This window comes from Enterococcus sp. C57 (genome assembly GCF_040887305.1).
GTDB classification, from domain to species: domain Bacteria; phylum Bacillota; class Bacilli; order Lactobacillales; family Enterococcaceae; genus Enterococcus_B; species Enterococcus_B hirae.
This window is the reverse complement of sequence record NZ_JBFOFP010000003.1, coordinates 185867-211689: the sequence shown is the minus strand read 5'-3', so window position 1 is coordinate 211689 and position 25823 is coordinate 185867. Positions and strand designations below refer to the sequence as shown.

The window sequence follows — 25823 nt, the reverse complement described above, 5'->3', positions numbered from 1 at the left end:
CTTAATGATAAAATTTGTTAGCATTTAATCTGATAAAGCATGATATCACAGGTTTTTTCTTGTAAAACGCCACGATGATTTCTAGGAAAAAGCAAACTTTTTTGACTGAAATAAAAAATTGTCTTATTTTCATGAAAATGTTTTGAATTTTCTGTTTCATGGTGGTATGATACCGTTTGGTTAGAAAACGATTTAGAAAAACCAGATGTACACATGAATTTGATTTTATGTGAAATTCAGGGAAAAGAGGTGAAATGGATTGGATGAACGCTCGCTAACGTTCCATATTGGACCGGTTTGGTTTGATGGTACTGTTTGTATGATGGTGTTATTGACCTGTTTGATTGTCTTCTTCTTAGTTTACTTCTTTACAAGAAATCTTAAGATGAAACCAACGGGGAAACAAAATGCGCTGGAATGGGTCATTGACTTTACCCGAGGGATCGTAACAGATAATCTGCCTAGAAAAGAATTGAATAATTTTCATTTGTTGGCTTTTACATTGTTCTTGTTTGTCTTCGTGGCAAATAATATAGGTTTAATAACGAAAATCGTCTTACCTAGCGAAACAACACTTTGGAAAAGTCCGACAGCAGACCCGTTTGTTACTTTAACTTTGGCATTTATAATGATCACACTTACTCATTTATTCGGGGTGAAAAAGCTTGGATTTAAAGGGTATTTTGTAAATTCGTTCTTGAAACCATATAGTTTCATGTTTCCAATGAAGCTGATCGAAGAATTTACGAACCTATTAACACTTGCTTTGCGTCTTTACGGGAATATCTACGCGGGGGAAGTTTTACTTACCTTGATTGCCAATATGATGAATAATTTAGGTTGGTTCTCATTACCGTTAGCAATTCCTTTAGAGATGGTCTGGATCGCATTCTCATTGTTTATCGGAAGCATCCAAGCATTTGTCTTTGTCACTTTATCGATGGTATATATGAGCCATAAGATTGAAGTAGAAGAGTAACATCGTTTTTAACAAACTACTATTTATCTATATTTAGGAGGAAATAAATTATGAATTATATCGCAGCAGCAATCGCAATCATGGGAGCAGCTATCGGAGCTGGTTATGGTAATGGTCAAGTAATCTCTAAAACAATCGAATCAATGGCACGCCAACCTGAAATGTCTGGTCAATTACGTACAACAATGTTCATCGGGGTAGCCTTAGTTGAAGCTGTTCCTATTCTAGGTGTGGTTATTGCCTTGATTCTAGTCTTTGCTGTTTAATCAATTAACTGTTTGAGGATAGGACTACTGTCACTAATCCTCTTTTAATTGTCAAAAACTGAAAAAAAACAACCTGATTATTTTCAAAATAATTGAGTTGTTTCATCATAATACTAGAACAAAAGGCGTTGAGGAGGCTGTTTCAATCATTGAAGTCAGGATTCCTTCATCATCCATGAGATACACCTTAAAGAAAGGAAGGCTAGCCTATGCTGAATCAATTGGCAATTGCAGAAGTTGGTAATCCGATGTTAGGTAATATCATCGTTGTCAGCGGCTCATTTTTGATACTAATGTTTCTATTGAAACATTTTGCTTGGGGACCAATCAGCGATATTTTGAAAAAACGTGAAGATAAGATCGCCAATGATTTAGATTCTGCCGAAAAATCTCGCATCAATTCAGCAAAAATGGAACAAGAACGCGAACAACAATTGTTAGCGTCTCGCTCTGATGCAGCTGATATCATTAAAAATGCGAAAGAAAGTGGAGAATTAAGCCGTCAAAATATTTTGAAGGAAACGCAAGAAGAAGTTGCACGTCTAAAAAGCAAAGCGCAAACTGATATCATGTTAGAACGTGATACAGCTTTAAACTCTGTAAAAGATGATGTAGCAGATCTTTCTCTTCAAATCGCGGCTAAAATCTTGAACAAAGAATTGTCTCCAGAAATGCATGAATCTTTAATCAATCAATATATCGAAGGTCTAGGTTCTTCAAATGAAACTAGATAAATATACTGTCGGCAGACGCTACGGTAAAGCACTATTTGAACTGGCGATCGATTCAAATAGCGCAGAAGAAATTTACCAAGAATTACTAAGCTTACGCCAAATCTATAGTGAAGTACCTGGATTAGGCAACGTACTTAGTGACGTCCGCTTAGAACCTCACGAAAAACGAATCATTATGGATAAACTTGTCAGTGGGTTTGACGGTATCGTGAAAAACTTTTTAGAAGTGGTCTATAGTTATAATCGGATGTCTGAATTATCGTTTATGATCGATGAATACGAACATCGCTACAACGATTACAAAGGACTACTTTTAGGTAGTGTAAAAACAGCAGTACCACTTTCTGATGAACAATTACAAAAACTAGAAATGAATGTTGCAAAAACAATGGACTATCAAACAGTTGAATTGAAGCAAATCGTTGATTCTTCTATTATTGGTGGGGCAATTGTTGAAGCCAACCATCGAGTGATCGACGGAAGCATTCGCACGCAATTAGAAAAAATGCGTAATCAATTAAATAGATAGTACAAAGAGGTAGGTGAATCGAATGGCTATCAAAGCAGAAGAAATTAGTGCCTTGATCAAAGAACAAATTGAAAATTATCAAAACGTGCTTTCAGTCGAAGAAATCGGTACCGTGACTTATGTCGGTGACGGGATTGCTCGTGCACACGGTTTAGAAAATGCGATGAGTGGTGAGTTGCTTGAATTTTCAAACGGCTCATACGGAATGGCGCAAAACTTAGAATCAAATGATGTAGGTATCATTATCCTTGGGGATTTCGAATCCATTCGTGAAGGAGACAAAGTAAAACGAACAGGTAAAATCATGGAAGTTCCAGTTGGGGACGCCTTGATCGGACGTGTCGTTAATCCGCTAGGTCAACCAATCGATGGTTTAGGAGAAATCGTTACAGATAAAGCTCGTCCAGTCGAAGCAATGGCACCAGGCGTTATGCAACGTAAATCTGTCAATGAACCAATGCAAACAGGTCTAAAAGCCATCGATGCTTTAGTTCCAATCGGACGTGGCCAACGTGAATTAGTTATTGGTGACCGTAAAACGGGTAAAACATCTATCGCAATCGATACGATCCTTAACCAAAAAGGTCAAGATATGATCTGTATCTATGTGGCGATCGGTCAAAAGGATTCTACTGTGCGTACACAAGTAGAAACTTTGAAAAAATATGGAGCAATGGATTACACGATCGTAGTCAATGCGGGTGCATCACAACCTGCGCCATTACTTTATATTGCGCCTTATGCAGGAACTGCAATGGGTGAAGAATTCATGTACAACGGCAAACATGTATTGATTATCTTTGATGACTTATCAAAACAAGCTGTTGCTTATCGTGAACTTTCATTGCTATTACGCCGTCCTCCAGGTCGTGAAGCTTATCCAGGGGATGTTTTCTACTTGCACTCACGTTTATTAGAACGTGCGGCAAAACTAAGTGATGATTTAGGTGGCGGTTCAATGACTGCTTTACCATTTGTTGAAACACAAGCTGGAGATATCTCTGCTTATATTCCAACAAACGTTATTTCAATCACTGACGGACAAATCTTCTTAGAAAGTGACTTGTTCTACGCCGGAACTCGTCCAGCCGTTGATGCTGGGTTATCCGTTTCCCGTGTAGGTGGTTCTGCTCAAATCAAAGCAATGAAAAAAGTGGCAGGAACATTACGTCTTGACTTAGCAAGTTACCGTGAATTAGAAGCATTTACCCAATTTGGTTCTGATTTAGATGCTGCGACTCAAGCGAAATTGAATCGTGGACGTCGTACAGTTGAGATCTTGAAACAAAAACTTCATGCACCACTAGCTGTTGAAAAACAAGTAGTTATCTTATATGCTTTGACACATGGATTCTTAGATAGTATTCCAGTTGACAGCATCTTAGATTTTGAACATGAATTATTTGAATATCTAGATACGAATCATGCAGATATCTTTGAAACGATCCGTACAACGAAAGATCTTCCAGAAGAAGAACGATTGAATCAAGCGATCCAAGAATACAAAGATATTTTCTTAGCGACAAAAGGAAACACTTCTTCAACAGAAGACAAATTGAAATCCATTCAAAATGCATAGTGAGGTGAGATGAATGGGCGCTTCATTAAATGAAATCAAGACTCGGATTGCTTCAACGAAGAAAACGAGTCAAATCACTCGAGCAATGCAAATGGTGTCCGCTTCTAAACTGACAAAATCTGAAGCTTCTTCTCAGAAGTTTCAGATTTATGCAAATAAAGTCAGAGAAATCGTCACTCATTTGACAGCTACTCAACTAAATGATATTGCTTCTGATAATCCTCGTGGAGATATCAATTACAATAGTATGTTAATCAGCCGTCCGGTAAAGAAAACGGGGTACATCGTGATTACCGCTGATGGTGGTTTAGTTGGTGGCTATAACAGTTCGATTTTAAAGCAAACAATGTCTATTTTAGAAGAAGACCATAAATCTCCTGACGATTATGTGATGATCGCAATCGGAGGTACAGGTGCAGATTTCTTCAAAGCTAGAGGAATTAATTTGGCTTACGAATTACGTAATTTATCGGACCAACCAAGTTTTGATGAAGTGCGTAAAATCGTAGGTATGGCAACAACGATGTATCAAAATGAAGTATTTGATGAATTGTACGTATGCTACAATCATCATATCAATTCACTAACTAGCCAATTTCGTGTAGAAAAAATGCTGCCAATTTCAGATTTAGATCCAGAAGAAGCAACTACTTTTGACCAAGAATACATTTTTGAACCTTCAAAAGAAGAAATCTTGGCGCAGTTATTGCCTCAATATGCGGAAAGCTTAATCTATGGTGCAATCGTTGATGCGAAGACAGCAGAACACGCTGCCGGCATGACTGCCATGAAGACAGCAACGGATAATGCTGCAACGATCATTGATGATTTGACGGTATCTTATAACCGTGCAAGACAAGGGGCTATTACCCAAGAAATTACCGAAATTGTTGCCGGAGCTTCGGCGCTAGAATAGTATTGAGATTGGAGGAAAAAAGATGAGTTCAGGCAAGATTGTTCAAGTAATCGGTCCCGTTGTCGACGTGGAATTTTCTTTAGACCAATCCTTACCAGATATCAACAACGCATTAGTTGTTTATAAAAATGATGAGAAAAAATCAAAAGTTGTTCTTGAAACAGCATTAGAATTAGGGGACGGAGTGATCCGTACCATTGCCATGGAATCAACAGATGGTTTACAACGTGGTATGGAAGTTATCGATACTGGTAAAGCCATTTCTGTTCCAGTAGGGAAAGATACACTAGGACGTGTATTCAACGTTTTAGGAGATACGATCGATTTAGGATCATCTTTCCCAGAAGATGCAGAACGTAGTGAGATTCATAAAAAAGCACCAAGCTTTGATGAATTAAGTACTAGTACGGAGATCCTTGAAACTGGGATCAAAGTTATCGATTTGTTAGCACCTTACTTAAAAGGTGGGAAAGTTGGATTATTCGGTGGTGCCGGTGTAGGTAAAACGGTATTGATCCAAGAATTGATCCATAATATTGCCCAAGAACATGGTGGTATTTCTGTATTTACCGGTGTTGGGGAACGTACTCGTGAAGGAAATGACCTTTACTATGAAATGAAAGATTCAGGCGTTATCGAAAAAACAGCGATGGTGTTCGGACAAATGAACGAACCACCAGGTGCTCGGATGCGGGTAGCTTTGACTGGTTTGACGATCGCTGAATACTTCCGTGATGTAGAAGGTCAAGACGTGCTATTGTTTATTGATAATATTTTCCGTTTCACCCAAGCTGGTTCAGAAGTATCTGCCCTTTTAGGTCGTATGCCTTCTGCCGTTGGTTACCAACCAACGTTAGCAACTGAAATGGGTCAATTACAAGAACGTATCACATCAACGAAAAAAGGTTCGATCACTTCGATCCAAGCAATCTATGTACCAGCCGATGACTATACTGACCCAGCGCCAGCAACAGCATTTGCCCACTTAGATGCTACAACAAACTTAGAGCGTAAATTGACAGAACAAGGGATCTATCCAGCCGTGGACCCATTGGCTTCATCTTCAAGTGCTTTGGCACCTGAAATCGTTGGTGAAGAACATTATAAAGTAGCGACTGAAGTCCAACATGTCTTACAACGTTACCGTGAATTACAAGATATCATTGCGATCTTAGGGATGGATGAATTATCTGATCAAGAAAAAGTTTTAGTTTCACGTGCACGTAGAGTGCAATTCTTCTTGTCACAAAACTTTAACGTAGCGGAACAATTTACAGGTCTTCCTGGTTCTTATGTACCAGTTGAAGAAACAGTCAAAGGTTTCCGTGAAATCTTAGAAGGTAAATACGATGATCTTCCTGAAGAAGCATTCCGAAGTGTTGGTAGAATAGAAGACGTCGTAGAAAAAGCGAAAAAGCTAGGCTACTAGAAAGGGGTGCCCCATGGATCAATATTTAACTGTGAATGTGGTGACTCCTGACGGTTTGGTCTATGATCACCATGCAGCGATCGTAGTAGCACGTACTACAGCGGGGGAACTTGGTATTTTACCTAAACATGCGCCGATCATCGTTCCATTAACAATTGATGAAGTCCGTGTGAAGAGAACAGACTCAGATACCCACGTCGATTGGATTGCTGTCAATGGCGGAATCATGGAAGTTCGTGACAATGTTGTTTCAATCGTTGCCGATAGTGCAGAACGTGAAAGAGATATTGACGTTTCTCGGGCAGAAAGAGCCAAACAACGTGCTGAGCGACAAATCGCAGAAGCAAAAGAAAAAGAAGATACGAATGAATTGAAACGTGCGACAGTTGCTTTGCATCGTGCGATCAACCGAATCAAGGTTTCAAAACATTCTTAAAAGCAACGAATGAGGACCTAACAAGTAGGCCTTAAAAAATCCAAGATTCTTAAGGAGATTCCTTAGAATTTTGGATTTTTTTTATCGTTTTTTTATTGGTAGTTATATTCTAAACATAAAAAGTAAAGAACAATTACTTCTTTGTTACATAAAAATATGGAACTTTCATCATTATGATACTATGGTAAACTAATTGCAGTAAAAAAGGAGGTATCATAATGCCGAAAAAGGTTCAACGGTTTTCCACAGAAGACACAAAAGAAGAAACACATACGCAACAAAAATCGCTATCTTACTCAGAAATAGTAGGCAATCTTACGGATGATCAAACAGTTTCGTTACATAAACAATTACAAGAATTTAGGGACTATCTTTTAAAGAAGAGCCTTGAATCAGAAAAACAAGAAAAAGAGGAGTTTCCATCTAACAGACATCATTTTGGTCCACCTCTATCGGAAAATAATACAGGTAATCTTGCTGAGCAACAACACTCGCGATCGGAAACAATTCAAAGAAAGAGAACGTTGCAAAACATTATTAACGAAAATGAACTGAAAATGACACAAAACCAAGATAGTCATGCAGTGTCAGAACAGAATAACAAAGTACAAGTTCCCCCATATAAGAAACAAAAAGTTGCTCCAGAGAACGAACTGGAAAATCATTTGGAGTACTCATTAGATGTCGAACGGTTACTAGAAATAGAAGAAATGTTGGGGATCAGAAACACTTCCCAATCAACAACGCTGTCTACCAAAGCCCAAGAGTCTTTATATGAAACTAAGGAATTTGTACAAGATACAAACGTGCCAATAGAAAGTAATAGCGAGTTCAGGTGTTCAACACAACAACCATTGGAGAATGGGCAGACAAGCACTCAAAGTAAAAAGGAACAAGCCCTTGTTGAATCAGTGAAGTGTTTGTTGGAGCAAAGACATAAACTATTTTTTTTGCAATTAGCTAAAAAACATGAGATGAGTTGTCAAACTGTAAAAAACATTTTAATTGAGAATAATATAGATGTAACTGCTGAGAATAATAAAATAAAAGTAGAGTCTGAAGAAAAAGCACGGCAATTATTAACGGAAGTATTTCACGGAAGGAAAAATTTATCATTTGAAAATATTAGACAAATGGTACGATTGAACAACAATGATATTACAATTTTAGCTAAGAATCACTTAAAAGTTCTCCTAAAACAAGCACACGCATCTCATCTGAATGGTTCTCAGAAGGAAACTTCAATAGATAGGATTCTTTTGACATATTCTGAATGGACTATGCCAATGCAATATAAATTGTCAAGGCTGGATGCTGAATTAAAAGAACAGATAGATAAATACGGCGTAATAAACATAAATGAAATATCAAAGAAAATACCATGTAGCCAAATTGATGTCATCAAGCGAACATGGCAGTTAAATTATCAGCAATATCTCCCACCAATTTATAAGTTTCACCCGCAGCCAAATGAGAAAATCCAAAAGCCATTTTATGATGCAATAATACAAGATAAATCGATTCCTACTGATCAAACAAATCAATTTTTTAATACTAGTACTGATCAAAACATTGCTTATTTGAAGGAACGAATAAAATTAAATCTCGCTAGAAAAGCTGAGTTTGAAACAGCAGAACAAAAAAACAAGACAATTATGGATCAGAGAACTCAGTTAAAAAAACAACCGATTAGAAACAATCAATCTCCCGCTATGGAAGAACGTTGAGTGTTTTAATTTTCGTAGTATGACTATTTTTTTTGTTAAATCGGACTAGGACAAAAGAAAAAAGTTCAAAGGAGGACGATTATTGCTGCTATTATTTACCTTGAAAACTAAAAATAAATAAACTTATGGGAAGGAAAATGAACGATGAAACAGGAAATAATTCTATTTTATGGCTTATCACTAAAAGCGGAAAACTTACAGAAACAGATTGAAAAAATTAGAAAAAAAGGATTCTATTCAAGTGATACTGAAGGACAAGGTCCCTGTGATATCAGAGAGTACAATAATCATTTTTCATCGATTACATATGATCACCCAAAAAATCCGATGAATCTTGAATACTTAAAAGATTTTTCAATAAATTGGAAAAAATATATTTCACCATTTAAAGATTGGTGGCCTTTATGGTCTTACTATTTTCAACGCACACAAGATACTGAAAAAAATAAAGTAATCAATTTTAATCCTGGGCTACATGAAGCTACGGAAAAAAATATAGAACATCTATGTAAGAAAAATTGCAAATATACAGGACAGCTGATTGTTAGAGGTTGTAAAATTGGATTAGACAGTGCAAGAGATAATGAAAATGTAACCATTTATTATTGTATTGATGGTTTAGATATGAAACGTATTATAGAAAAAAAAGATAAAAAGGCTTTCACTCCTAAAGAAATTCGCTATCTCTTTCGCAATTGGAAAGATTTTGAAGGAAAGGTACATTTTTTTGAAGATGGATATGAAGTGCCTGCACCTTGGAAAACATCTCCAAATGAATGGGAAAGTTATAAACCAAAAAGTTGGCAAACGTTGAATGAACAACCACCCTTTCAAAAGAATCAAGTGAAACCAGAAACAATCAACCAACGAATATGTAGACAAAAGTATCTAAATGAAATAAAAAATAAATTATTTGAGCTAAAAGTAGCAGAACAACCATCCTTTAAAGAAAATCAAGTGAAGCCAGAAACAATCAACCAACGAATATGTAGATAAAAGAATTTAAATGAAACAATAACAAATAACTTAGCTGACCTTAAAGTACAAGCAAAGAAGATGGCAAAAAAAGAAATAGACTTGATTGTACGATCATCAAGAAATTAAACAAAGGATTTTTTGTTCCTACACTATAAGAGAGGGCATATATTTATATTAAATAATCGTTTAATTATCAATGGTAAATTCTATTATAATGATATGAGTACATAAGCAAATAAGGAACAACTTTCATCAAAAAAGCATGTGAAATAGTAGTTAAAATAGTTTATAAAAATAAGGTATTGAAACAGAGTCATCATTTGAATGTAAAGTTCTTGAAAATTCTCGTCTCGTTTAGCCAACAAATTCCATCTTTTTACAACCAATAATTTCTCTATTTTTCCAATTTATGGTATCATCATTTTGTTAGTTATTAAAAAAAGTATAATTTTGAAGGGACGTCACTATGCAAGTATACGGAATTGATGCAATTATTCGAATCGTGAGTCATTTAGCTTTTATTTATCTGGCTTTCTGGTCGTTGCGGTCACTGCGAATTGAGATGTTTTTTAAAAAAATGCATGATACGCAAATTCGAATGGCGATTGTATTCTTCTCTATTTTTTTAGGATATACTGCCAGTAATTTCTTCTTAGAAATTATTGCATTGTGTCGAAATCTTTTCGTTAGCCTGCAGTAAAAAAAAGGTACTATAAAAAAAGGTACTATTTTAATAAAAGAAATGATATAATAGAAAAGATTTTGAGTCTTTATAGCTCATTGGAATTTTTTGGGGGGAACAACATGGAAGAGATCATCGTCAAAGGTGGCAAACAATTGAATGGAACAGTAAAAATCGAAGGAGCTAAAAATGCTGTTCTACCTATTTTAGCTGCTAGTTTGTTGGCTGAAGAAGGAACAACCGTTTTAGACAACGTTCCAATTCTTTCTGACGTCTTCACTATGAATCAAGTGATTCGTCATTTAAACGTAGATGTAGTGTTTGATGAAGACAATAATCAAGTAACGCTTGATGCGTCAAGACAATTAGAAATCGAAGCGCCATATGAATATGTGAGTCAAATGCGTGCTTCTATCGTTGTAATGGGACCATTACTTGCTAGAAATGGTCATGCAAAAGTTGCCATGCCAGGGGGATGTGCGATTGGGAAACGTCCAATTGATTTACATCTTAAAGGATTCCAAGCATTGGGTGCGAAAATCATTCAAAAAAATGGCTACATCGAAGCTATTGCGGATGAATTGATCGGTAACACGATCTATTTAGATTTTCCAAGTGTTGGAGCCACTCAAAATATCATGATGGCAGCAGTAAAAGCTAAAGGAACAACGATCATCGAAAACGTCGCTCGAGAACCTGAAATTGTAGATCTTGCAAATATTTTAAATAAAATGGGCGCAAATATCTATGGTGCTGGTACGGAAACGATGCGTATCGAAGGAGTCGATCATCTGCATGCAGTGAAACACGCAATTGTTCAAGACCGGATCGAAGCAGGTACCTTTATGGTAGCAGCAGCGATGACTGAAGGAAATGTCTTGATCGCAGATGCAATCTCAGAACATAATCGTCCGTTGATTTCTAAATTAATTGAAATGGGTGCAACGATCACTGAAGAAGAAGGCGGCATTCGAGTTGTTGGTCCAAAACATATTTTACCAACTGACGTCAAAACAATGCCTCATCCTGGTTTTCCGACAGACATGCAAGCCCAAATGACTGCTATTCAGTTAGTCGCTGAGGGAACGAGCATGGTGACTGAAACAGTTTTTGAGAATCGCTTCCAACATTTAGAAGAAATGCGCCGTATGAACGCCCATGTGAAGATTGATGGAAACGTAGCGATTATGGACGGGAATCATGAATTACAAGGTGCTGAAGTTTATGCAACAGATTTACGAGCTGCTGCAGCATTAGTACTTGCTGGTTTAAAAGCAAATGGCATAACACGCGTTCGCAATCTTAAATACTTAGATCGTGGTTATTATCAATTCCATATTAAATTGCAAAACTTAGGTGCAGATGTGGAACGTGTGGCAATCGATCAAACGCCCGCTGATAAAACAGCTCAAGTCACTGTTTAAGGACGTGATAAAATGAGTAGCCAACGGTATATTTTAATCACATTGGTGAAGATTTTAGTTGTCATACTATTACTGATTCTTTTATTTATAGCTGGAACAATGATTGGATACGGGGTTATCGGTGGTGGAAATCCGTTTAAGGTTTTTCAACCAAGTTTGTGGCTGCACATCCAAGATTTTTTCAGATAAAGAGTTGTGTGAAAATGATAGTGTAAGCAAACAAAGGATTTCTTAAAACGAATTTTCGCTTTTGAGAAGTCCTTTTTTATTGTGAGTCATTCCACTGTTTGGCAGATTATTGCTCCTTTGAACAGTCGTTTGTCATGAATAGGAGAATGAGGAGCAAAGCTTTAATAATGAGGTGATGAGATGAAAAAAATCTTAGTGGCTATTGTCCGTTTTTATCAACGGTTTATTTCTCCTGCTTTCCCACCTAGCTGTCGGTACTATCCCACTTGTTCAAACTATATGATACGTGCGATTCAAGTACACGGTGCATTTAAAGGAACGCTGATGGGGACAGCACGCATTTTGCGTTGCCATCCATTCGTAAAGGGCGGAATCGATTACGTGCCTTTAAATTGTCAATTGACACGTAATAAGAAAGATAAAGAGATGCCTAATTATGATGAAAAGTAAACAGTCAGGTAAGACCGAGCATTCTGGAGAAAAAAGTATCGTCACACTAGATCAATCAACTTTACCTTGGTCATTATTGTTGGATGCAGATCCTGAAGAGGAAAACATCCAACGATACATTGATCAAGGGGCTGGTTTTATATGGAAAGCAGAAAACGACATTCAGGGAGTGATCGTTTTTCTCACAAATAAATTAGTGTTTGAAATAATGAATTTAGCTGTAGCTCCAAAAGTTCAAGGTCAAGGAATCGGCTACGCGTTGCTTACCCATACACTAAAAGAAATGAAAAAGTTAAAAACCACTCAACAACAAGTCATTATTCGGACGGGGAGTACGTCATCAGCAGCTTTACAACTGTATAAAAAAATCGGCTTCCTGGAAATTTCTAGAGAAAAAGATTATTTTGTCAAAAATTATAAACAGCCAATCTATGAAAATGGCCAACGTTTACGAGATCAAGTAACTCTAGCAAAGAAAATTTGAACTCATCCATAAAAAGGCTTTCAAAATACTGTGGCTTGACTTAAAATAAAAACAGTATGAGAAAAGGAGACAAATAAATGATGGGTATTTTAGTTTTTGATTTTGGTGGTTCCGCAGTAAAATATGGCTATTGGAATGGACAAGCGCTTGAAGACACCAGCCAATTTCCGACTCCTAAGACATGGGAAGAAATGAAAGCGCATTTAAAACAGGTATTCCAAACGTTTGTAAAACAGAAGGCGATTGAAGGCGTAGCAATCAGCGCACCTGGAGTAGTGAATCAGGAGAAACAGCTGATTGAAGGGATTAGTGCCATTCCTTATATCCACGGATTCAATATTTTTCATGAACTGGAAGAACTCTTCCATTTACCAGTGACGATCGAAAATGATGCTAATTGTGCTGGAATGGCTGAGTATTATGAAGGCGCAGCGAAAGAATATCAACATGTAGCATTTGTTGTACTTGGGACTGGAGTAGGTGGGGCAATCTTTACCCAAGGACAACTAAATAAAGGCGCTCATTTGTACGGGGGAGAATTTGGCTTGATGTTCTTAGAAGGCAATCAAACATTTAGTAAGCTTGGTACAGCAGTTCAAATGGCTTGGCGTTACTGTGACCGTTTGGGAGTTTCACGTACGACTTATAGCGGAAAAGAAGTCTTTGAACGAGCAGAACAAGGGGATGAACTAGCAAAAGAAGAGGTAGATAATTTTTATAATTATTTAACAAAAGGTTTGTTTAGTATCCAATTTTCGATTGATCCTGAAGTCATCGTGATTGGTGGGGGGATCTCTGCAAAAGCAGGGTTATTAACAGAAATCAATCAACGAATGAAACAATTAACTACAGATTTAGAACTAAATGACTTTGATCCTAAAATTTTATTATGTGATTATCGAAATGATGCAAACTTGATTGGAGCAGCTGCCAATTTCACCGCTCAACGTGAAGGTTTAGTTCAATGATGCATAGCGTTGAACAAAACTTTTAGACATATGGTAGGCATTCCATGATTGAATATGATAAACTATCATGGAGGTGGAAAAAGATGTCAAAAAAAAATAAAGATATTGAAGTACGTATCGAAGAAGTCAAAAAACAAATCAAAGGAACAACTTATGATGTGACTCAGTTATTTATTGGTAAAAAAATGATTGGGGAAATTTTGGCTTATGGACCAAAAGAATTTGAAATTTTTTTTGGTGAAGAAGATTTTGGGAAAGAAAAGAGTCTTGAAAACGCGATAGAAACAGTTATTCGTCACTGGAATCTACACGAATAAAAAAATATCAAAAAAATTTTCAATAAGGGGTTGCAAAAATCTGGAAAATTAGGTATTATAACTAAGTCAGGTTGATACAAACCTTTCGGAGGAGTAGCGAAGTGGCTAAACGCGACGGACTGTAAATCCGTTCCTTAGGGTTCAGTGGTTCGAATCCACTCTCCTCCATTTCATTGGGGTATAGCCAAGCGGTAAGGCAAGGGACTTTGACTCCCTCATGCGTTGGTTCGAATCCAGCTACCCCAGTAGTACGGAGTGATCTATTAAGATCACTCTTTTTTTGTGTGAGAACAGCTTGTTTCTTGAAGATTATCAAGAAATAGGCTAGAGTGAATAGTAGATAGATCAAAAAAAGGGGGCAGTAAAATGAAGTGGAAAGAAAAAGTAGATGAGACTGCAGAGAAAATCTATGATTTGATTAAGTCGGAAAAGTATCAGGTAGAAGTCCGGTTACCGAAAAAATCAGAAAAAGCGATACAAGTGAAATCAAAGCGTCCAACCAATCACACAAAAAAATGGCTTTCAAAAAACCGTTAAGAATAACACAATCTCTAAAAAACAGTGATTTTGCTGTCTTTTGGAGATTTTGTTATTTTACAAAATGATTTTCAATCCTTCCACTTGGATTAAAGAGGAAGGACACACATTTACTTACATAAACTTTTGGATAAAATAATCGGGTTGGCAAATGATTGATCGACAATTAGTCGAGCAAAAGAAACTTTTTCCTTTTCAGTTGTGAACCAGGTATATACCAGTTATAATAAAGGAAATGAAAGGGCGGATATACGTTATGTCGAATCAACTACCAGTCTATATACAAATCCATGATCAGATCAAAAGTGAAATCGAACAAGGTATTTGGAAAATCGGTGATCGCCTTCCTTCTGAAAGAGAATTGGCAGTGAAATTCAATGTTAGTCGAATGACTTTACGTCAAGCCATTCAAAACCTGGCTGATGAAGGGATTTTGGAAAGAAAAATTGGCTCAGGTACATATGTAGCAAGAGAAAAAGTCCAAGAAAAGATGTCGGGTGCGACCAGTTTTACTGAAATTATGGAATCACAGAATCGAGTACCCTCTAGTCGGACAATCTCTTATTTTTTAACTTCCCCAAGTTCTAGTGAAATGGAGAAGCTGCAACTGGAAAAAGACGAAACGATTCTTCGTATGGAACGAATTCGTTATGCTGATGATATACCAATCTGTTTTGAAGTAGCCAGTATCCCGCAAAAGATTATTGCAGACTATAGTAAATCTGAAATTACCAATTCTCTTTATCGGGTACTCGAAGAGAAAAGTGGGCATAAGATCGGGGCAGCTAATCAAACAATCACAGCCATTCTTGCTTCAGAAAAAATTGCAGAATATTTAGAAGTAAAAAAAGGAGATGCTGTGTTACGTTTACGCCAAACTTCTTATTTTGATGACGGTACCCCATTTGAATATGTTCGTACGCAATATGTAGGAAATCGTTTTGAATTTTATTTAGAGAAATAAAGAGAGAGACACGAAACAGTCCAAATAAAGAAGAGCCTGAGACAAGTTTTGTCCTAGGCTCTTTCTTTTTTGATTTCGAGATCAGCGGATAGAGTGATTACTGGTTAGCTTCTACCAGTTGTTCATGATAGGAAATTGGACCATCTGTAAATTCCACCTGTCCATTCAATAATTCAACGACTGCTGTTTTAAATGCCGTAACTTCTGTTTCTATAATCAAGCAGTGAACCGTGACTTTGTCTGTGTAGATCGTTTCTTTTATAGGAATATGTTTCAACTCAAGCATATTTTCTAATTTACCTAATTGCGGATAGGTGATATGGACAGCTATTTCTTGCTGTTGTGTTCCTTCAACGATCCCGATTTCAATTAGTGCGTGAGAAACAGCCTGTGTATAGGCACGAATCAAACCACCGGTACCTAATTTTGTCCCACCAAAATAGCGTGTGACGACAGCGACCACATTGATCAATTCATTTTTTTTTAGTACTTCCAGCATTGGGACACCTGCCGTACCACTAGGCTCACCGTCATCACTACTGCGTTGAATTTCATTTTTTTCACCGAGAACGAAAGCACTACAGTTATGGTTTGCTTTCCAATGCTCTTTTTTCATTGCCTGAATAAACGCTTTAGCTTCTGCTTCCGTTTCAATTCGTTTCATAGAGCAAATAAAACGAGATTTTTTGACTTCGATTTCTGCTTGACCGTCTGCTTGGATGGTTCTATAACTATTCAGCGTGATGCTTCCTCCTTACAAGTAGTTGATAATAGTCAAAGTATAATGAATTATTCCTTTAGTTTCAACACTTATAATACTTGAGTAATGAAGAGAGTCTATGGGATAATAGAAGAAAGAAAGGTGAGATGGGGATGAAAGAACGCATAAAAAAATATGACGACATCACCCAATATTTAAAAAATAACGGGGGATCACAGGTTACTTTAACATTTACACAGATCGACGAACTTCTTTTTCCAAGTTATGGGCTCCCTAAATCAGCTAGACAAAGCACTGATTGGTGGGCAAATGATTATAAGCACCCAGAAAAAGGAGCATATGGCTGGATCAATGCTGGCTACGAGGTTGTGGTGATCAATTTAAAAAAAGAATATGTTGTGTTCAATCAATTAGTTAAATCGAGTTGGCTATTCGACTGATAAGAAAACGTTGACATTATCTTGCTTTTTTGTATAATAATCACACAAGCAAAAAAGAAATCGTTTGCAAAAGTTAAAAGAATGGAGAGAGTAAAATGACTAAAAAAACAATCATGCTCGTATGTTCTGCTGGGATGAGTACCAGTTTACTTGTAACAAAAATGCAAAAAGCTGCTGAAGAACAAGGAATTGATACGGATATTTTTGCCGTATCAGCTTCTGATGCCGATAATCAGCTAGCTTCTAAAGAAGTTGATGTTTTGCTGTTGGGTCCACAAGTCCGCTTCATGAAAGCTGATTTTGAAAAACGTCTAGAGCCAAAAGGAATCCCATTAGATATTATCAATATGGCAGATTATGGGTTGATGAATGGCGAAAAAGTATTACAACAAGCCATCCATTTAATTGAAAACAAATAAAGGACAGAGCATACTAAGATGTTCATATCGGAAACAAGCCGAAAAATCCAGCGAATAGGGCGCCTATTCGCTGGATTTTTTGACTTATTTTTTATACCAACCGTTTCAAATAACCATTTATTCTCAAATTTTTTGAAGAATGGACTGATGTAGCGTATCTTCTTTTAGGGGATTAGATGAAAAAAAGTAGTTTATGCAGTTTATATGGTAGACGATTACTTACGAGAGACTTGTTAGAATGGTTCGATGATCGTTTTGAACAGATTCGCTATCAGAAACTAGCCGCCATTCATTTACAAGGGAATTGGCTAAAATGTAATCGGTGCAACAAGCGAACAAAAATAGGTAAAATAGAGAAAAATCAACCGATCTTCTTTTGTCCTGTTTGTCTTTTTTTAGGTCGTTGTGACAACACACAAGAATTATTTTTATTTGAACAACCTGAGTTGCCGAAAAGAAATGTCTGTTTTACTTGGACAGGAAAGTTAACGCCAACTCAACAAGCGATTTCTACGAACTTGGTCACTGATGTCTCGGGAAAACAGCACATGATTTGGGCTGTGACAGGAGCGGGAAAGACTGAGATGCTTTATGAAAAGGTCATAAAAACGTTAGAAAAAGGTGGACGAGTCGCATTAGTTTCACCTAGGGTTGATGTGTGTAACGAACTTTACCTGCGTTTTTGTGGCGTTTTTCCAGAAGAAGACATTGTCCTGCTTCATGGAAAAAAGAAAGAAGCCTATCGCTTTAGTCCATTCGTGATTGCGACTACGCATCAGCTGTATCGTTTTTATCAGGCGTTTGATCTGTTAGTCGTCGATGAGGTGGATGCGTTCCCTTTTGCAGGAGATCCTGGGTTAGCTTATGCTGTTGAAACTGCAATTAAACCAAAAGGAACATTTATCTATTTAAGTGCGACACCTAATGAGCAGCTACTGAAAAAAATCCGTTCAACCTTTTTGATCCATCAATTGCCACTTCGCTTCCATCAACGGTTATTGCCTGAACCACATTTGTTTTTTTGGAATGACTGGCCAAATAAATGTTTGAAAGAAAAAAAACTTCGACCACTTTTGAAGTGTCTAAACATGCTGCTCCAACAAAATCATGTCTTATTATTTTGTCCGTCGATTGCCTTGATGAATCGATTAGCCTCACTGTTAAAGCGTTGTTTACCCATGTACCGTATTACCGATGCATCCGCAAAAGATCCAAACCGTTCAGAAAAAGTTCAGCAAATGAGAAAGCAACAATATGATGTGTTACTTACTACAATGATTTTGGAACGTGGGGTAACATTTGCGAATGTGTCAGTGATCGTGTTAGGCGCTGATCACCGTGTTTTTACTAAATCTTCCCTTGTACAAATCGCTGGTCGAGCCGATCGAAAGGGAGATTTTACCAATAGCCAAGTCTATTTTTTCTATGAAGAACTGACAAAAGCTATCAAATTAGCCTGTCGTGAGATTAAAGAAATGAATCGTCAAGGAAAAAAGCAGCTTGCTATGAAAAATAGTGAGCCTAGAGGAGAAAAAACACATGAATCGTTGTAGTTATTGTCAAAAACAAGTCATCCGAAATTTGAAGATCAGCGAGATTCTTGGGTTGGGAAAGATTCTTCCTCAGATTTGTGAGGACTGTTCAAATTTGTTTCGTCCGATAAATAAACAGCAAAGCTGTCGAACTTGCCAGAAAGAACTGCCTGGTGATATTACGTATTGTGAAGATTGTATTGCCTGGAAAAACGCCTATCCCAATTATGATTTCAGTCATCATGCTTGTTTTTACTATGATTCAGCCTTCAAAGAATGGTTAAAGCGCTATAAATTTATGGGAGATGTCCGACTGGCAGGTACATTTGCTAAACAGTTGCAAATAATACAACAAGAATTTAGCGATTATCAAATCTGTCCAATCCCACTAGCCGCTGCACGTTTAAAAGAACGTGGGTTTAATCAGGTCATTGAAATGTTGAGAGTAGCTAAAATACCTTATAGTCAACTGCTGACTCGCTCTGATCATTCACTTCCACAATCCCAAAAAACACGTCAGGAACGTTTAAAAACTACCCAACCTTTCAAATTAGCTGTTGTTCCAACGATCATCAAAGGGAAAAAAGTATTGTTGGTAGACGATGTCTATACGACGGGGCAAACCCTTTTCCATGCTGCTTCTTGTTTATTGCCACATGCTCCTGAAAAAATCCGCACCTTTTCGCTAGCTCGATAAATAAATGAAAAACGAATGTCCTTGATAGCGATTTAGTTTGCAAATGGATTAGAGTTCGATATAATGGTAGTAAGAAGAGGGAAAGAGTGGTCCTTCTCCTTCTTGATTGTGGTAGACGAAAGGGGTAATTTTTATGTTTAGATACAATGTACGCGGTGAAAATATCGAAGTAACTGAAGCGATTCGTGACTACGTTGAGAAAAAAGTAGGAAAACTTGAACGCTATTTCAGTGATGCACCCGATGCTACAGCACATGTAAATTTAAAAGTTTATACTGAAAAAACAGCGAAAGTGGAAGTAACTATTCCATTACCTTATCTTGTATTGCGTGCCGAAGAAACATCACCTGATCTTTATGCAAGTATTGATTTGGTAGTTGACAAATTGGAACGACAAATCCGCAAATTCAAAACAAAAATTAACCGTAAATCTCGCGAAACCGGTATGAACACAGCCGATGCAGCGGTATTATTCAATAACGAAGCTGACGATGCCGATCATGAAAATGATTCTGAATTAGACATTGTCCGCACGAAACGTTTATCACTGAAACCAATGGACAGTGAAGAGGCTGTTCTACAAATGAACATGCTTGGTCATAATTTCTTTATTTTTGAAGATGCAGAAACCAATGGTACAAGTATCGTTTACCGTCGTAAAGATGGCAAATACGGTTTGATTGAAACCGACTGATAAATAACAATTAGAAAAAGCAGTAAAAAGCTTGTGGCAAACCCTTCACGGTTTGCCACAGCTTCTTTTTTGTCTACGTCAGAAATTGTGAATTAATTGTGAATATATTACATTAATTGTGTTAAGATATTTCAATTATCTAGAACTAATGATAAAATAGAAACTAGAATCTACATAATCTGGATAATATATGTAAAAAGGAGATTATACAACGCATGGCCAATTTTATTCGTTCGATTATCGAAAATGATAAAAAAGAACTAAAACGTTTAGATCGTATTGCTAAAAAAGTAGAAGATCATGCTGACGAAATGGCAGCATTAACAGATGAACAATTACAAGCAAAAACAGCTGAGTTTAAAGCTCGCTATCAAAATGGGGAAACTTTAGATCAATTATTACCGGAAGCCTTTGCGGTAGTTCGTGAAGCTGCCAAACGAGTGCTGGGACTTTATCCTTACCATGTACAATTGATGGGGGGGATCGTTCTTCACGATGGAAATATCCCAGAGATGCGTACTGGTGAAGGGAAAACTCTAACAGCGACAATGCCGGTTTATTTGAATGCATTGACGGGAGAAGGCGTTCACGTCGTTACTGTCAATGAATACCTGGCTACTCGTGACTCCTCTGAAATGGGCGAATTATATAACTTTTTAGGTTTAACAGTTGGCTTGAATATCAATTCAAAATCAGCGGACGAAAAACGAGATGCTTACAATTGTGATATTACCTATAGTACCAATAATGAATTAGGTTTCGACTATCTAAGAGACAACATGGTCGTTTATCGTCATCAAATGGTTCAAAGACCATTGAATTATGCGATTGTCGATGAAGTCGATTCGATCTTGATCGACGAAGCAAGAACACCGTTGATTATTTCAGGTCAAGCTGAAAAATCAACAGCTTTATATACAAGAACAGATAATTTTGTGAAACGTTTGAAAGAAGAAGAAGATTATAAAATCGATGTGCAATCGAAAACGATCAGCTTGACTGAAGCGGGGATCGAGAAAGCCGAAGAAACATTTGGCTTAGAAAATCTATATGATATCGAAAATACTGCCTTAACCCACCATCTGGATCAAGCATTGCGTGCCAATTATATCATGATCTTGGATATTGATTATGTGGTCCAAGATGGAAAAGTCTTGATCGTTGACCAATTTACTGGTCGTATCATGGATGGACGCCGCTACTCTGATGGATTACATCAGGCGATTGAAGCAAAAGAAGGCGTAGAGATCGAAGACGAAACGAAAACGATGGCGACAATCACGTTCCAGAACTATTTCCGAATGTATAAGAAACTGTCAGGTATGACTGGTACAGCAAAAACAGAAGAAGAAGAGTTTCGGGAAATCTATAATATTCAAGTTTGTCAAATCCCAACAAATCGTCCAGTCATTCGTGACGACCGACCTGATTTGTTATATCCAACATTGACTAGCAAGTTCCAAGCGGTGGTGCAAGACATCAAAGAACGTTACCGCAAAGGACAACCTGTTCTTGTCGGAACGGTAGCAGTAGAAACTTCAGAATTATTGTCTGATATGTTGAATCGTGAACGTATCCCACATGAAGTATTGAATGCAAAAAACCACTTCAAAGAAGCGGAAATCATCATGAATGCTGGTCAAAAAGGTGCGGTGACGATTGCAACGAATATGGCTGGACGTGGTACAGATATCAAGTTGGGACTTGGTGTCAGAGAACTAGGCGGACTAGCTGTTATCGGGACAGAACGTCATGAATCACGTCGTATCGATAACCAATTACGTGGTAGGGCTGGACGTCAAGGAGACCCAGGGATGTCTCAATTCTATCTTTCATTGGAAGATGATCTGATGAAACGATTTGGTTCTGAACGGATCAAAGCATTCTTAGATCGCATGAAAATCGGTGAAGAGGATGCAGTGATCCAAAGTAAGATGCTGACAAAACAAGTGGAATCAGCACAAAAACGTGTCGAAGGAAATAACTACGATACTCGTAAAAATGTCTTACAATACGATGATGTAATGCGAGAACAACGCGAAGTTATCTACAAACAACGTCAAGAAGTCATCATGGAAGAAACAAGTTTGTCTAAACCAATGATGAATATGATCAAACGTACGATCAGTCGGGTAGTAGATGCGCACACACAACTAGAAAAAGACAACTGGAACCTTGAAGGAATCGTTGATTTTGCGGGTAGTACATTAGTCCATGAAGACAGTATCTTAATCGATGATCTTAAAGGGAAAGAACCGCAACAGATCAAAGAATATTTAAATGAGTTAGCACAAGAAGTATTTAATACGAAAGCTAACCAGCTCAACGGACCTGAACAATTACTAGAATTTGAAAAAGTAGTCATTCTACGAGTAGTGGATTCGAAATGGACCGATCATATCGATGCTATGGATCAATTACGCCAATCAATCGGTCTTAGAGCATATGGACAAAACAATCCATTGGTTGAGTATCAAACAGAAGGATACAAGATGTTTGAAGAGATGGTTGGAGCGATCGAATATGAAGTGACTCGTCTCTTTATGAAAGCTGAGATTCGTCAAAATGTTCAACGGGAGCAAGTGCCAACCGGCGAAGCAGTTCAACCAACTACCGGTGATGCAAAAGAAAATAGCAACACAAGTGCCAAAAAACAACCGGTTCACGTGAACAAAGTAGGCAGAAATGATCCTTGTCCATGTGGTAGCGGGAAAAAATATAAAAACTGTCATGGAAAAGATGAGAACTAATTTTTGACAGCTAGCAGATAAGATTGGTGAGATCGGTTCTTTTTGATTAAGAATCGACTCACCTTCTTTCTGTTATGAAGCGTTTCTGTTAAACTAAAGTGGTTGAATAAAACATAAAATAATGTAGATAGAAAGAGGGAAGTTTATGGAGATTTCAGAAATCCGTAACTTATTAGCTGAGATGGAAGAAAAGGTCACAAGTTTCAGGAGGTCTCTTTGACTTAGATCGGTTGGAAGAAGACATCGCTGAAGCTGAAGCCAAAATGGCAGAGCCTGGTTTTTGGGATGATAGCGAAGCAGCACAAAAAGTGATCAATGAAAACAACACAAATAAAGAAACGTATGATCAATTCAATGCGTTAGCTGAAGAATTAGAAGAGTTAGCCCTAATGGTAGAAATGTTGCAAGAAGAACCAGATGCACAAATGCAACAAGAAGCTGAAGACAGAATCCAACTATTAGACGAAAAAATGAAGACGTATGAATTAGCCATGCTTTTAGATGGTCCATATGATCGCAACCATGCAATCGTCGAACTTCATCCTGGAGCAGGGGGTACAGAATCCCAAGACTGGGGAAGTATGTTGTTACGCATGTATACACGTTGGGCAGAACAACATGGCTACCAAGTGGAAACATTGGATTACCAAGCAGGGGATGAAGCAGGAATAAAAAGTGTGACTTTACTGATCAAAGGGCATAATGCATATGGCTATTTAAAATCGGAAAAAGGTGTACACCGGCTTGTTCGGATCTCCCCTTTTGATTCAGCCAAACGGCGCCACACTTCGTTTTGTTCGGTCGATGTGATGCCAGAACTAGATGAAACGATTGATGTTGCGATCAACCCAGATGACTTGAAGATCGATACGTACCGAGCAAGCGGTGCTGGAGGACAACATATCAATAAAACAGAGTCTGCCGTTCGGATCACTCATCTTCCAACAGGAACGGTCGTAGCTAGTCAAGCGCAGCGTTCACAATTAAAAAACCGAGAACAAGCAATGAGCATGTTGAAAGCGAAATTGTATCAACTTGAGGTTGAAAAGAAAGAACAAGAAGCTGCAGCATTGCGTGGGGAGCAAAAAGAAATTGGTTGGGGTTCACAAATTCGTTCCTATGTCTTCCATCCATATTCAATGGTAAAAGATCACCGGACAAACGTAGAAACTGGTAATGTTCAAGCTGTAATGGATGGCGATTTAGACTTATTTATTGACGGATATTTAAAAATGCACCTCTAAATAGTTGACTTTAATTGAAATAAAATTGTAAGATTTTGAAAGCAAGATGAAACATTACCATGCTATAATGGTGAGAGACTGAGAAAAGATATGGAGAGAACGCCATGATTGAAATGAAGGATGTCATGAAAAAGTACTCAAATGGTACGACTGCAATCCGAAATTTATCGGTTGTTATCGATCAAGGAGAGTTCGTTTATGTAGTTGGTCCATCAGGGGCTGGGAAATCTACATTCATCAAATTGATGTATCGAGAAGAAAAAGCGTCAAAAGGAACCTTAAATGTTGCTGGTCATGATTTAATGGCAATCAAAAACAAAGATGTTCCTTACTTACGCAGAGAAATCGGGGTAGTTTTCCAAGACTACAAACTGTTGCCGAGAAAAACAGTTTACGAAAATGTCGCTTATGCGATGCAAGTAATCGGTAGAAAACCACGAGATATCAAAAAACGTGTGATGGAAGTGTTAGATCTTGTTGGTTTGAAACATAAAGTGCGTGTTTTTCCAAGTGAGCTATCTGGTGGGGAACAGCAACGGGTATCGATTGCCCGTGCAATCGTAAATACGCCGAAAGTATTGATTGCTGACGAACCTACAGGAAATCTAGATCCGGAGAATTCTTGGGAGATCATGAAGTTATTGGACCGAATCAATGCTCAAGGGACAACGGTCGTTATGGCAACCCATAACAGTACGATCGTGAATACAATTCGTCATCGAGTGATCGCCATCGAAAATGGACGAATCATACGTGACCAAGCGGAAGGGGAATATGGATACGATGATTAGAACCTTTTTCCGACATTTATTAGAGAGTATCAAGAGTTTAAAGCGTAACGGCTGGATGACTGTCGCTTCAGTGAGTGCCGTGACGATCACATTAACATTAGTTGGGGTGTTCATGGCTGTGATCATGAATGCAACGAAACTAGCCGAAGATATCGAAGGTAACGTAGATGTTTCTGTTTTCGTTGATATTGGCACGAATGAAAAAGATATGAAGACTCTTGAAAAACAATTAAAAGAGATTGATCACGTCAAAAGTGTCAAATTCTCAAGTAAAGACCAAGAGTTGAAAAAGATCCAGGATGCTATGGGGAATTCATGGAGTTTATTTGAAGGAGATAACAACCCGTTATATGATGTTTATGTCGTTCAAACGTCAGAACCTTCTTATACGAAACAAGTATCTCAAGAAGCCGGAAAATTAGCGAATGTTTCTCGCGCGGATTACGGTGGAACGTCTTCAGATAAAATTCTTAAGCTTGCAGGAACCGTTCGAACATGGGGCTTAGCTGCAGCAGCATTATTATTGTTTATTGCAATGTTTTTGATTTCAAATACAATCAGAATCACGATCTTATCTCGCCAAAAAGAAATTCAAATCATGCGATTAGTTGGTGCCAAAAACGGCTACATTCGTTGGCCATTCTTTTTAGAAGGTGGCTGGATTGGTTTGATCGGTGCAATTATTCCGGTATTGCTGATTACATTTGGGTACCAAGAAGTATTCCGAATGCTTAACCCTTCATTATTGCGCTCCCACTATTCCTTGATCCAACCACAGGATATCGTGTGGAAAATCAACGCTTTGATGGCTGGGATCGGAATCATTATCGGTTCATTAGGATCAATTATTTCGATGAGAAGATTCTTGAAGTTTTAATTCATTTCCATCGTTTCACCATATGAAAGGATGGAACGAGTTGTTTCAAGAAGATCCAACAACTTTAAAG

The 25823-nt window shown here is 37.6% G+C and carries 29 protein-coding genes and 2 tRNA genes; 30 read left to right on the top strand and 1 reads right to left on the bottom strand.

Features of this window, described 5'->3' with window-relative positions:
- Positions 1-259 precede the first annotated feature (259 nt).
- The 21 genes from atpB (at position 260) to AB5M32_RS04730 (ending at position 15588) form a co-directional block, all read left to right on the top strand.
- Entirely contained in the window at positions 260-979 is a 720-nt protein-coding gene (gene atpB, locus AB5M32_RS04830) for a F0F1 ATP synthase subunit A (RefSeq protein WP_010718600.1), read from the top strand.
- 50 nt (positions 980-1029) lie between these two features.
- Positions 1030-1245, top strand: coding sequence for an ATP synthase F0 subunit C (gene atpE, locus AB5M32_RS04825; RefSeq protein WP_010718599.1), 216 nt, complete (start codon positions 1030-1032; stop codon positions 1243-1245).
- A gap of 209 nt (positions 1246-1454) precedes the next feature.
- Positions 1455-1979, top strand: coding sequence for a F0F1 ATP synthase subunit B (gene atpF, locus AB5M32_RS04820; RefSeq protein WP_010718598.1), 525 nt, complete (start codon positions 1455-1457; stop codon positions 1977-1979).
- Positions 1966-2508: an ATP synthase F1 subunit delta gene (atpH, locus tag AB5M32_RS04815; RefSeq protein WP_034699144.1), complete on the top strand. Its 543-nt coding sequence runs from the start codon at positions 1966-1968 to the stop codon at positions 2506-2508. Before atpF ends, atpH begins: the two co-directional genes overlap by 14 nt.
- Positions 2509-2530: 22 nt before the next feature.
- Complete coding sequence (atpA, locus tag AB5M32_RS04810; RefSeq protein ID WP_010718596.1) at positions 2531-4087, top strand: F0F1 ATP synthase subunit alpha; 1557 nt, start codon at positions 2531-2533, stop codon at positions 4085-4087.
- 13 nt (positions 4088-4100) lie between these two features.
- The gene (locus AB5M32_RS04805) at positions 4101-5003 is read left to right on the top strand and encodes a F0F1 ATP synthase subunit gamma (RefSeq protein ID WP_010737986.1); all 903 of its coding nucleotides are present in this window, start codon (positions 4101-4103) and stop codon (positions 5001-5003) included.
- Positions 5004-5025: 22 nt separating this feature from the next.
- Positions 5026-6432: a F0F1 ATP synthase subunit beta gene (gene atpD, locus AB5M32_RS04800; protein ID WP_010718594.1), complete on the top strand. Its 1407-nt coding sequence runs from the start codon at positions 5026-5028 to the stop codon at positions 6430-6432.
- A 13-nt stretch (positions 6433-6445) separates the two neighbouring features.
- Positions 6446-6868: a F0F1 ATP synthase subunit epsilon gene (locus AB5M32_RS04795; protein ID WP_010718593.1), complete on the top strand. Its 423-nt coding sequence runs from the start codon at positions 6446-6448 to the stop codon at positions 6866-6868.
- A gap of 218 nt (positions 6869-7086) precedes the next feature.
- On the top strand, positions 7087-8595 hold the full coding sequence (locus AB5M32_RS04790) for a hypothetical protein (RefSeq protein ID WP_256736321.1): 1509 nt from the start codon (positions 7087-7089) through the stop codon (positions 8593-8595).
- Between the two features lie 144 nt (positions 8596-8739).
- Positions 8740-9591: a hypothetical protein gene (locus AB5M32_RS04785; protein WP_242697129.1), complete on the top strand. Its 852-nt coding sequence runs from the start codon at positions 8740-8742 to the stop codon at positions 9589-9591.
- Positions 9592-10039: 448 nt separating this feature from the next.
- Complete coding sequence (locus AB5M32_RS04780) at positions 10040-10273, top strand: DUF1146 family protein (RefSeq protein WP_010718588.1); 234 nt, start codon at positions 10040-10042, stop codon at positions 10271-10273.
- Between the two features lie 104 nt (positions 10274-10377).
- Entirely contained in the window at positions 10378-11679 is a 1302-nt protein-coding gene (murA, locus tag AB5M32_RS04775; protein WP_010718587.1) for a UDP-N-acetylglucosamine 1-carboxyvinyltransferase, read from the top strand.
- A 12-nt stretch (positions 11680-11691) separates the two neighbouring features.
- Positions 11692-11868, top strand: coding sequence for a DNA-directed RNA polymerase subunit beta (locus AB5M32_RS04770; RefSeq protein ID WP_010718586.1), 177 nt, complete (start codon positions 11692-11694; stop codon positions 11866-11868).
- 180 nt (positions 11869-12048) lie between these two features.
- Positions 12049-12318 carry a membrane protein insertion efficiency factor YidD gene (gene yidD, locus AB5M32_RS04765; RefSeq protein ID WP_010718585.1) on the top strand — a complete coding sequence of 90 codons (270 nt, stop codon included), beginning with the start codon at positions 12049-12051 and terminating at the stop codon, positions 12316-12318.
- Positions 12305-12802, top strand: coding sequence for a GNAT family N-acetyltransferase (locus AB5M32_RS04760; protein ID WP_368024350.1), 498 nt, complete (start codon positions 12305-12307; stop codon positions 12800-12802). The genes yidD and AB5M32_RS04760 overlap by 14 nt, the downstream gene beginning before the upstream one ends.
- Positions 12803-12882: 80 nt before the next feature.
- Positions 12883-13770 (top strand): ROK family protein, encoded by an 888-nt coding sequence (locus AB5M32_RS04755; RefSeq protein ID WP_025480524.1) that lies wholly within the window; start codon positions 12883-12885, stop codon positions 13768-13770.
- An 83-nt stretch (positions 13771-13853) separates the two neighbouring features.
- Complete coding sequence (locus tag AB5M32_RS04750) at positions 13854-14087, top strand: DUF2969 domain-containing protein (RefSeq protein WP_010718582.1); 234 nt, start codon at positions 13854-13856, stop codon at positions 14085-14087.
- An 87-nt stretch (positions 14088-14174) separates the two neighbouring features.
- Positions 14175-14255, top strand: a tRNA-Tyr gene (locus AB5M32_RS04745).
- A 6-nt stretch (positions 14256-14261) separates the two neighbouring features.
- Positions 14262-14333, top strand: a tRNA-Gln gene (locus AB5M32_RS04740).
- 120 nt (positions 14334-14453) lie between these two features.
- The gene (locus AB5M32_RS04735; RefSeq protein ID WP_010718581.1) at positions 14454-14624 is read left to right on the top strand and encodes a hypothetical protein; all 171 of its coding nucleotides are present in this window, start codon (positions 14454-14456) and stop codon (positions 14622-14624) included.
- Between the two features lie 256 nt (positions 14625-14880).
- Entirely contained in the window at positions 14881-15588 is a 708-nt protein-coding gene (locus tag AB5M32_RS04730) for a GntR family transcriptional regulator (protein WP_010718580.1), read from the top strand.
- Between the two features lie 97 nt (positions 15589-15685).
- Here AB5M32_RS04730 and AB5M32_RS04725 read toward each other — a convergent pair whose 3' ends face one another.
- Positions 15686-16327, bottom strand: a complete 642-nt coding sequence (locus tag AB5M32_RS04725; protein WP_178287256.1) for a YigZ family protein — start codon at positions 16325-16327, stop codon at positions 15686-15688.
- 134 nt (positions 16328-16461) lie between these two features.
- Between AB5M32_RS04725 and AB5M32_RS04720 the strand changes: the two genes are divergently transcribed.
- The 9 genes from AB5M32_RS04720 to ftsX all read left to right on the top strand — a co-directional run bounded on the left by AB5M32_RS04720 (position 16462) and on the right by ftsX (position 25753).
- Positions 16462-16749 (top strand): hypothetical protein, encoded by a 288-nt coding sequence (locus tag AB5M32_RS04720; RefSeq protein ID WP_368024349.1) that lies wholly within the window; start codon positions 16462-16464, stop codon positions 16747-16749.
- A 95-nt stretch (positions 16750-16844) separates the two neighbouring features.
- Positions 16845-17168 carry a PTS sugar transporter subunit IIB gene (locus tag AB5M32_RS04715; protein WP_010718577.1) on the top strand — a complete coding sequence of 108 codons (324 nt, stop codon included), beginning with the start codon at positions 16845-16847 and terminating at the stop codon, positions 17166-17168.
- A 176-nt stretch (positions 17169-17344) separates the two neighbouring features.
- Entirely contained in the window at positions 17345-18721 is a 1377-nt protein-coding gene (locus AB5M32_RS04710; protein ID WP_178285812.1) for a DEAD/DEAH box helicase, read from the top strand.
- On the top strand, positions 18708-19397 hold the full coding sequence (locus tag AB5M32_RS04705) for a ComF family protein (RefSeq protein WP_178285814.1): 690 nt from the start codon (positions 18708-18710) through the stop codon (positions 19395-19397). The genes AB5M32_RS04710 and AB5M32_RS04705 overlap by 14 nt, the downstream gene beginning before the upstream one ends.
- Positions 19398-19530: 133 nt before the next feature.
- Positions 19531-20091, top strand: a complete 561-nt coding sequence (raiA, locus tag AB5M32_RS04700) for a ribosome-associated translation inhibitor RaiA (RefSeq protein ID WP_010718572.1) — start codon at positions 19531-19533, stop codon at positions 20089-20091.
- A gap of 215 nt (positions 20092-20306) precedes the next feature.
- Complete coding sequence (secA, locus tag AB5M32_RS04695) at positions 20307-22841, top strand: preprotein translocase subunit SecA (protein WP_178285816.1); 2535 nt, start codon at positions 20307-20309, stop codon at positions 22839-22841.
- 145 nt (positions 22842-22986) lie between these two features.
- Positions 22987-24085 (top strand): peptide chain release factor 2 gene (gene prfB / locus AB5M32_RS04690; RefSeq protein ID WP_178243920.1). Its coding sequence is split into 2 segments (ribosomal slippage): positions 22987-23058 and positions 23060-24085, totalling 1098 coding nucleotides; the frame shifts between segments, so codons are not numbered across the junction.
- 104 nt (positions 24086-24189) lie between these two features.
- Complete coding sequence (ftsE, locus tag AB5M32_RS04685; protein WP_010718569.1) at positions 24190-24876, top strand: cell division ATP-binding protein FtsE; 687 nt, start codon at positions 24190-24192, stop codon at positions 24874-24876.
- The gene (gene ftsX / locus AB5M32_RS04680) at positions 24869-25753 is read left to right on the top strand and encodes a permease-like cell division protein FtsX (protein ID WP_278250225.1); all 885 of its coding nucleotides are present in this window, start codon (positions 24869-24871) and stop codon (positions 25751-25753) included. The genes ftsE and ftsX overlap by 8 nt, the downstream gene beginning before the upstream one ends.
- Positions 25754-25823: the final 70 nt, after the last annotated feature.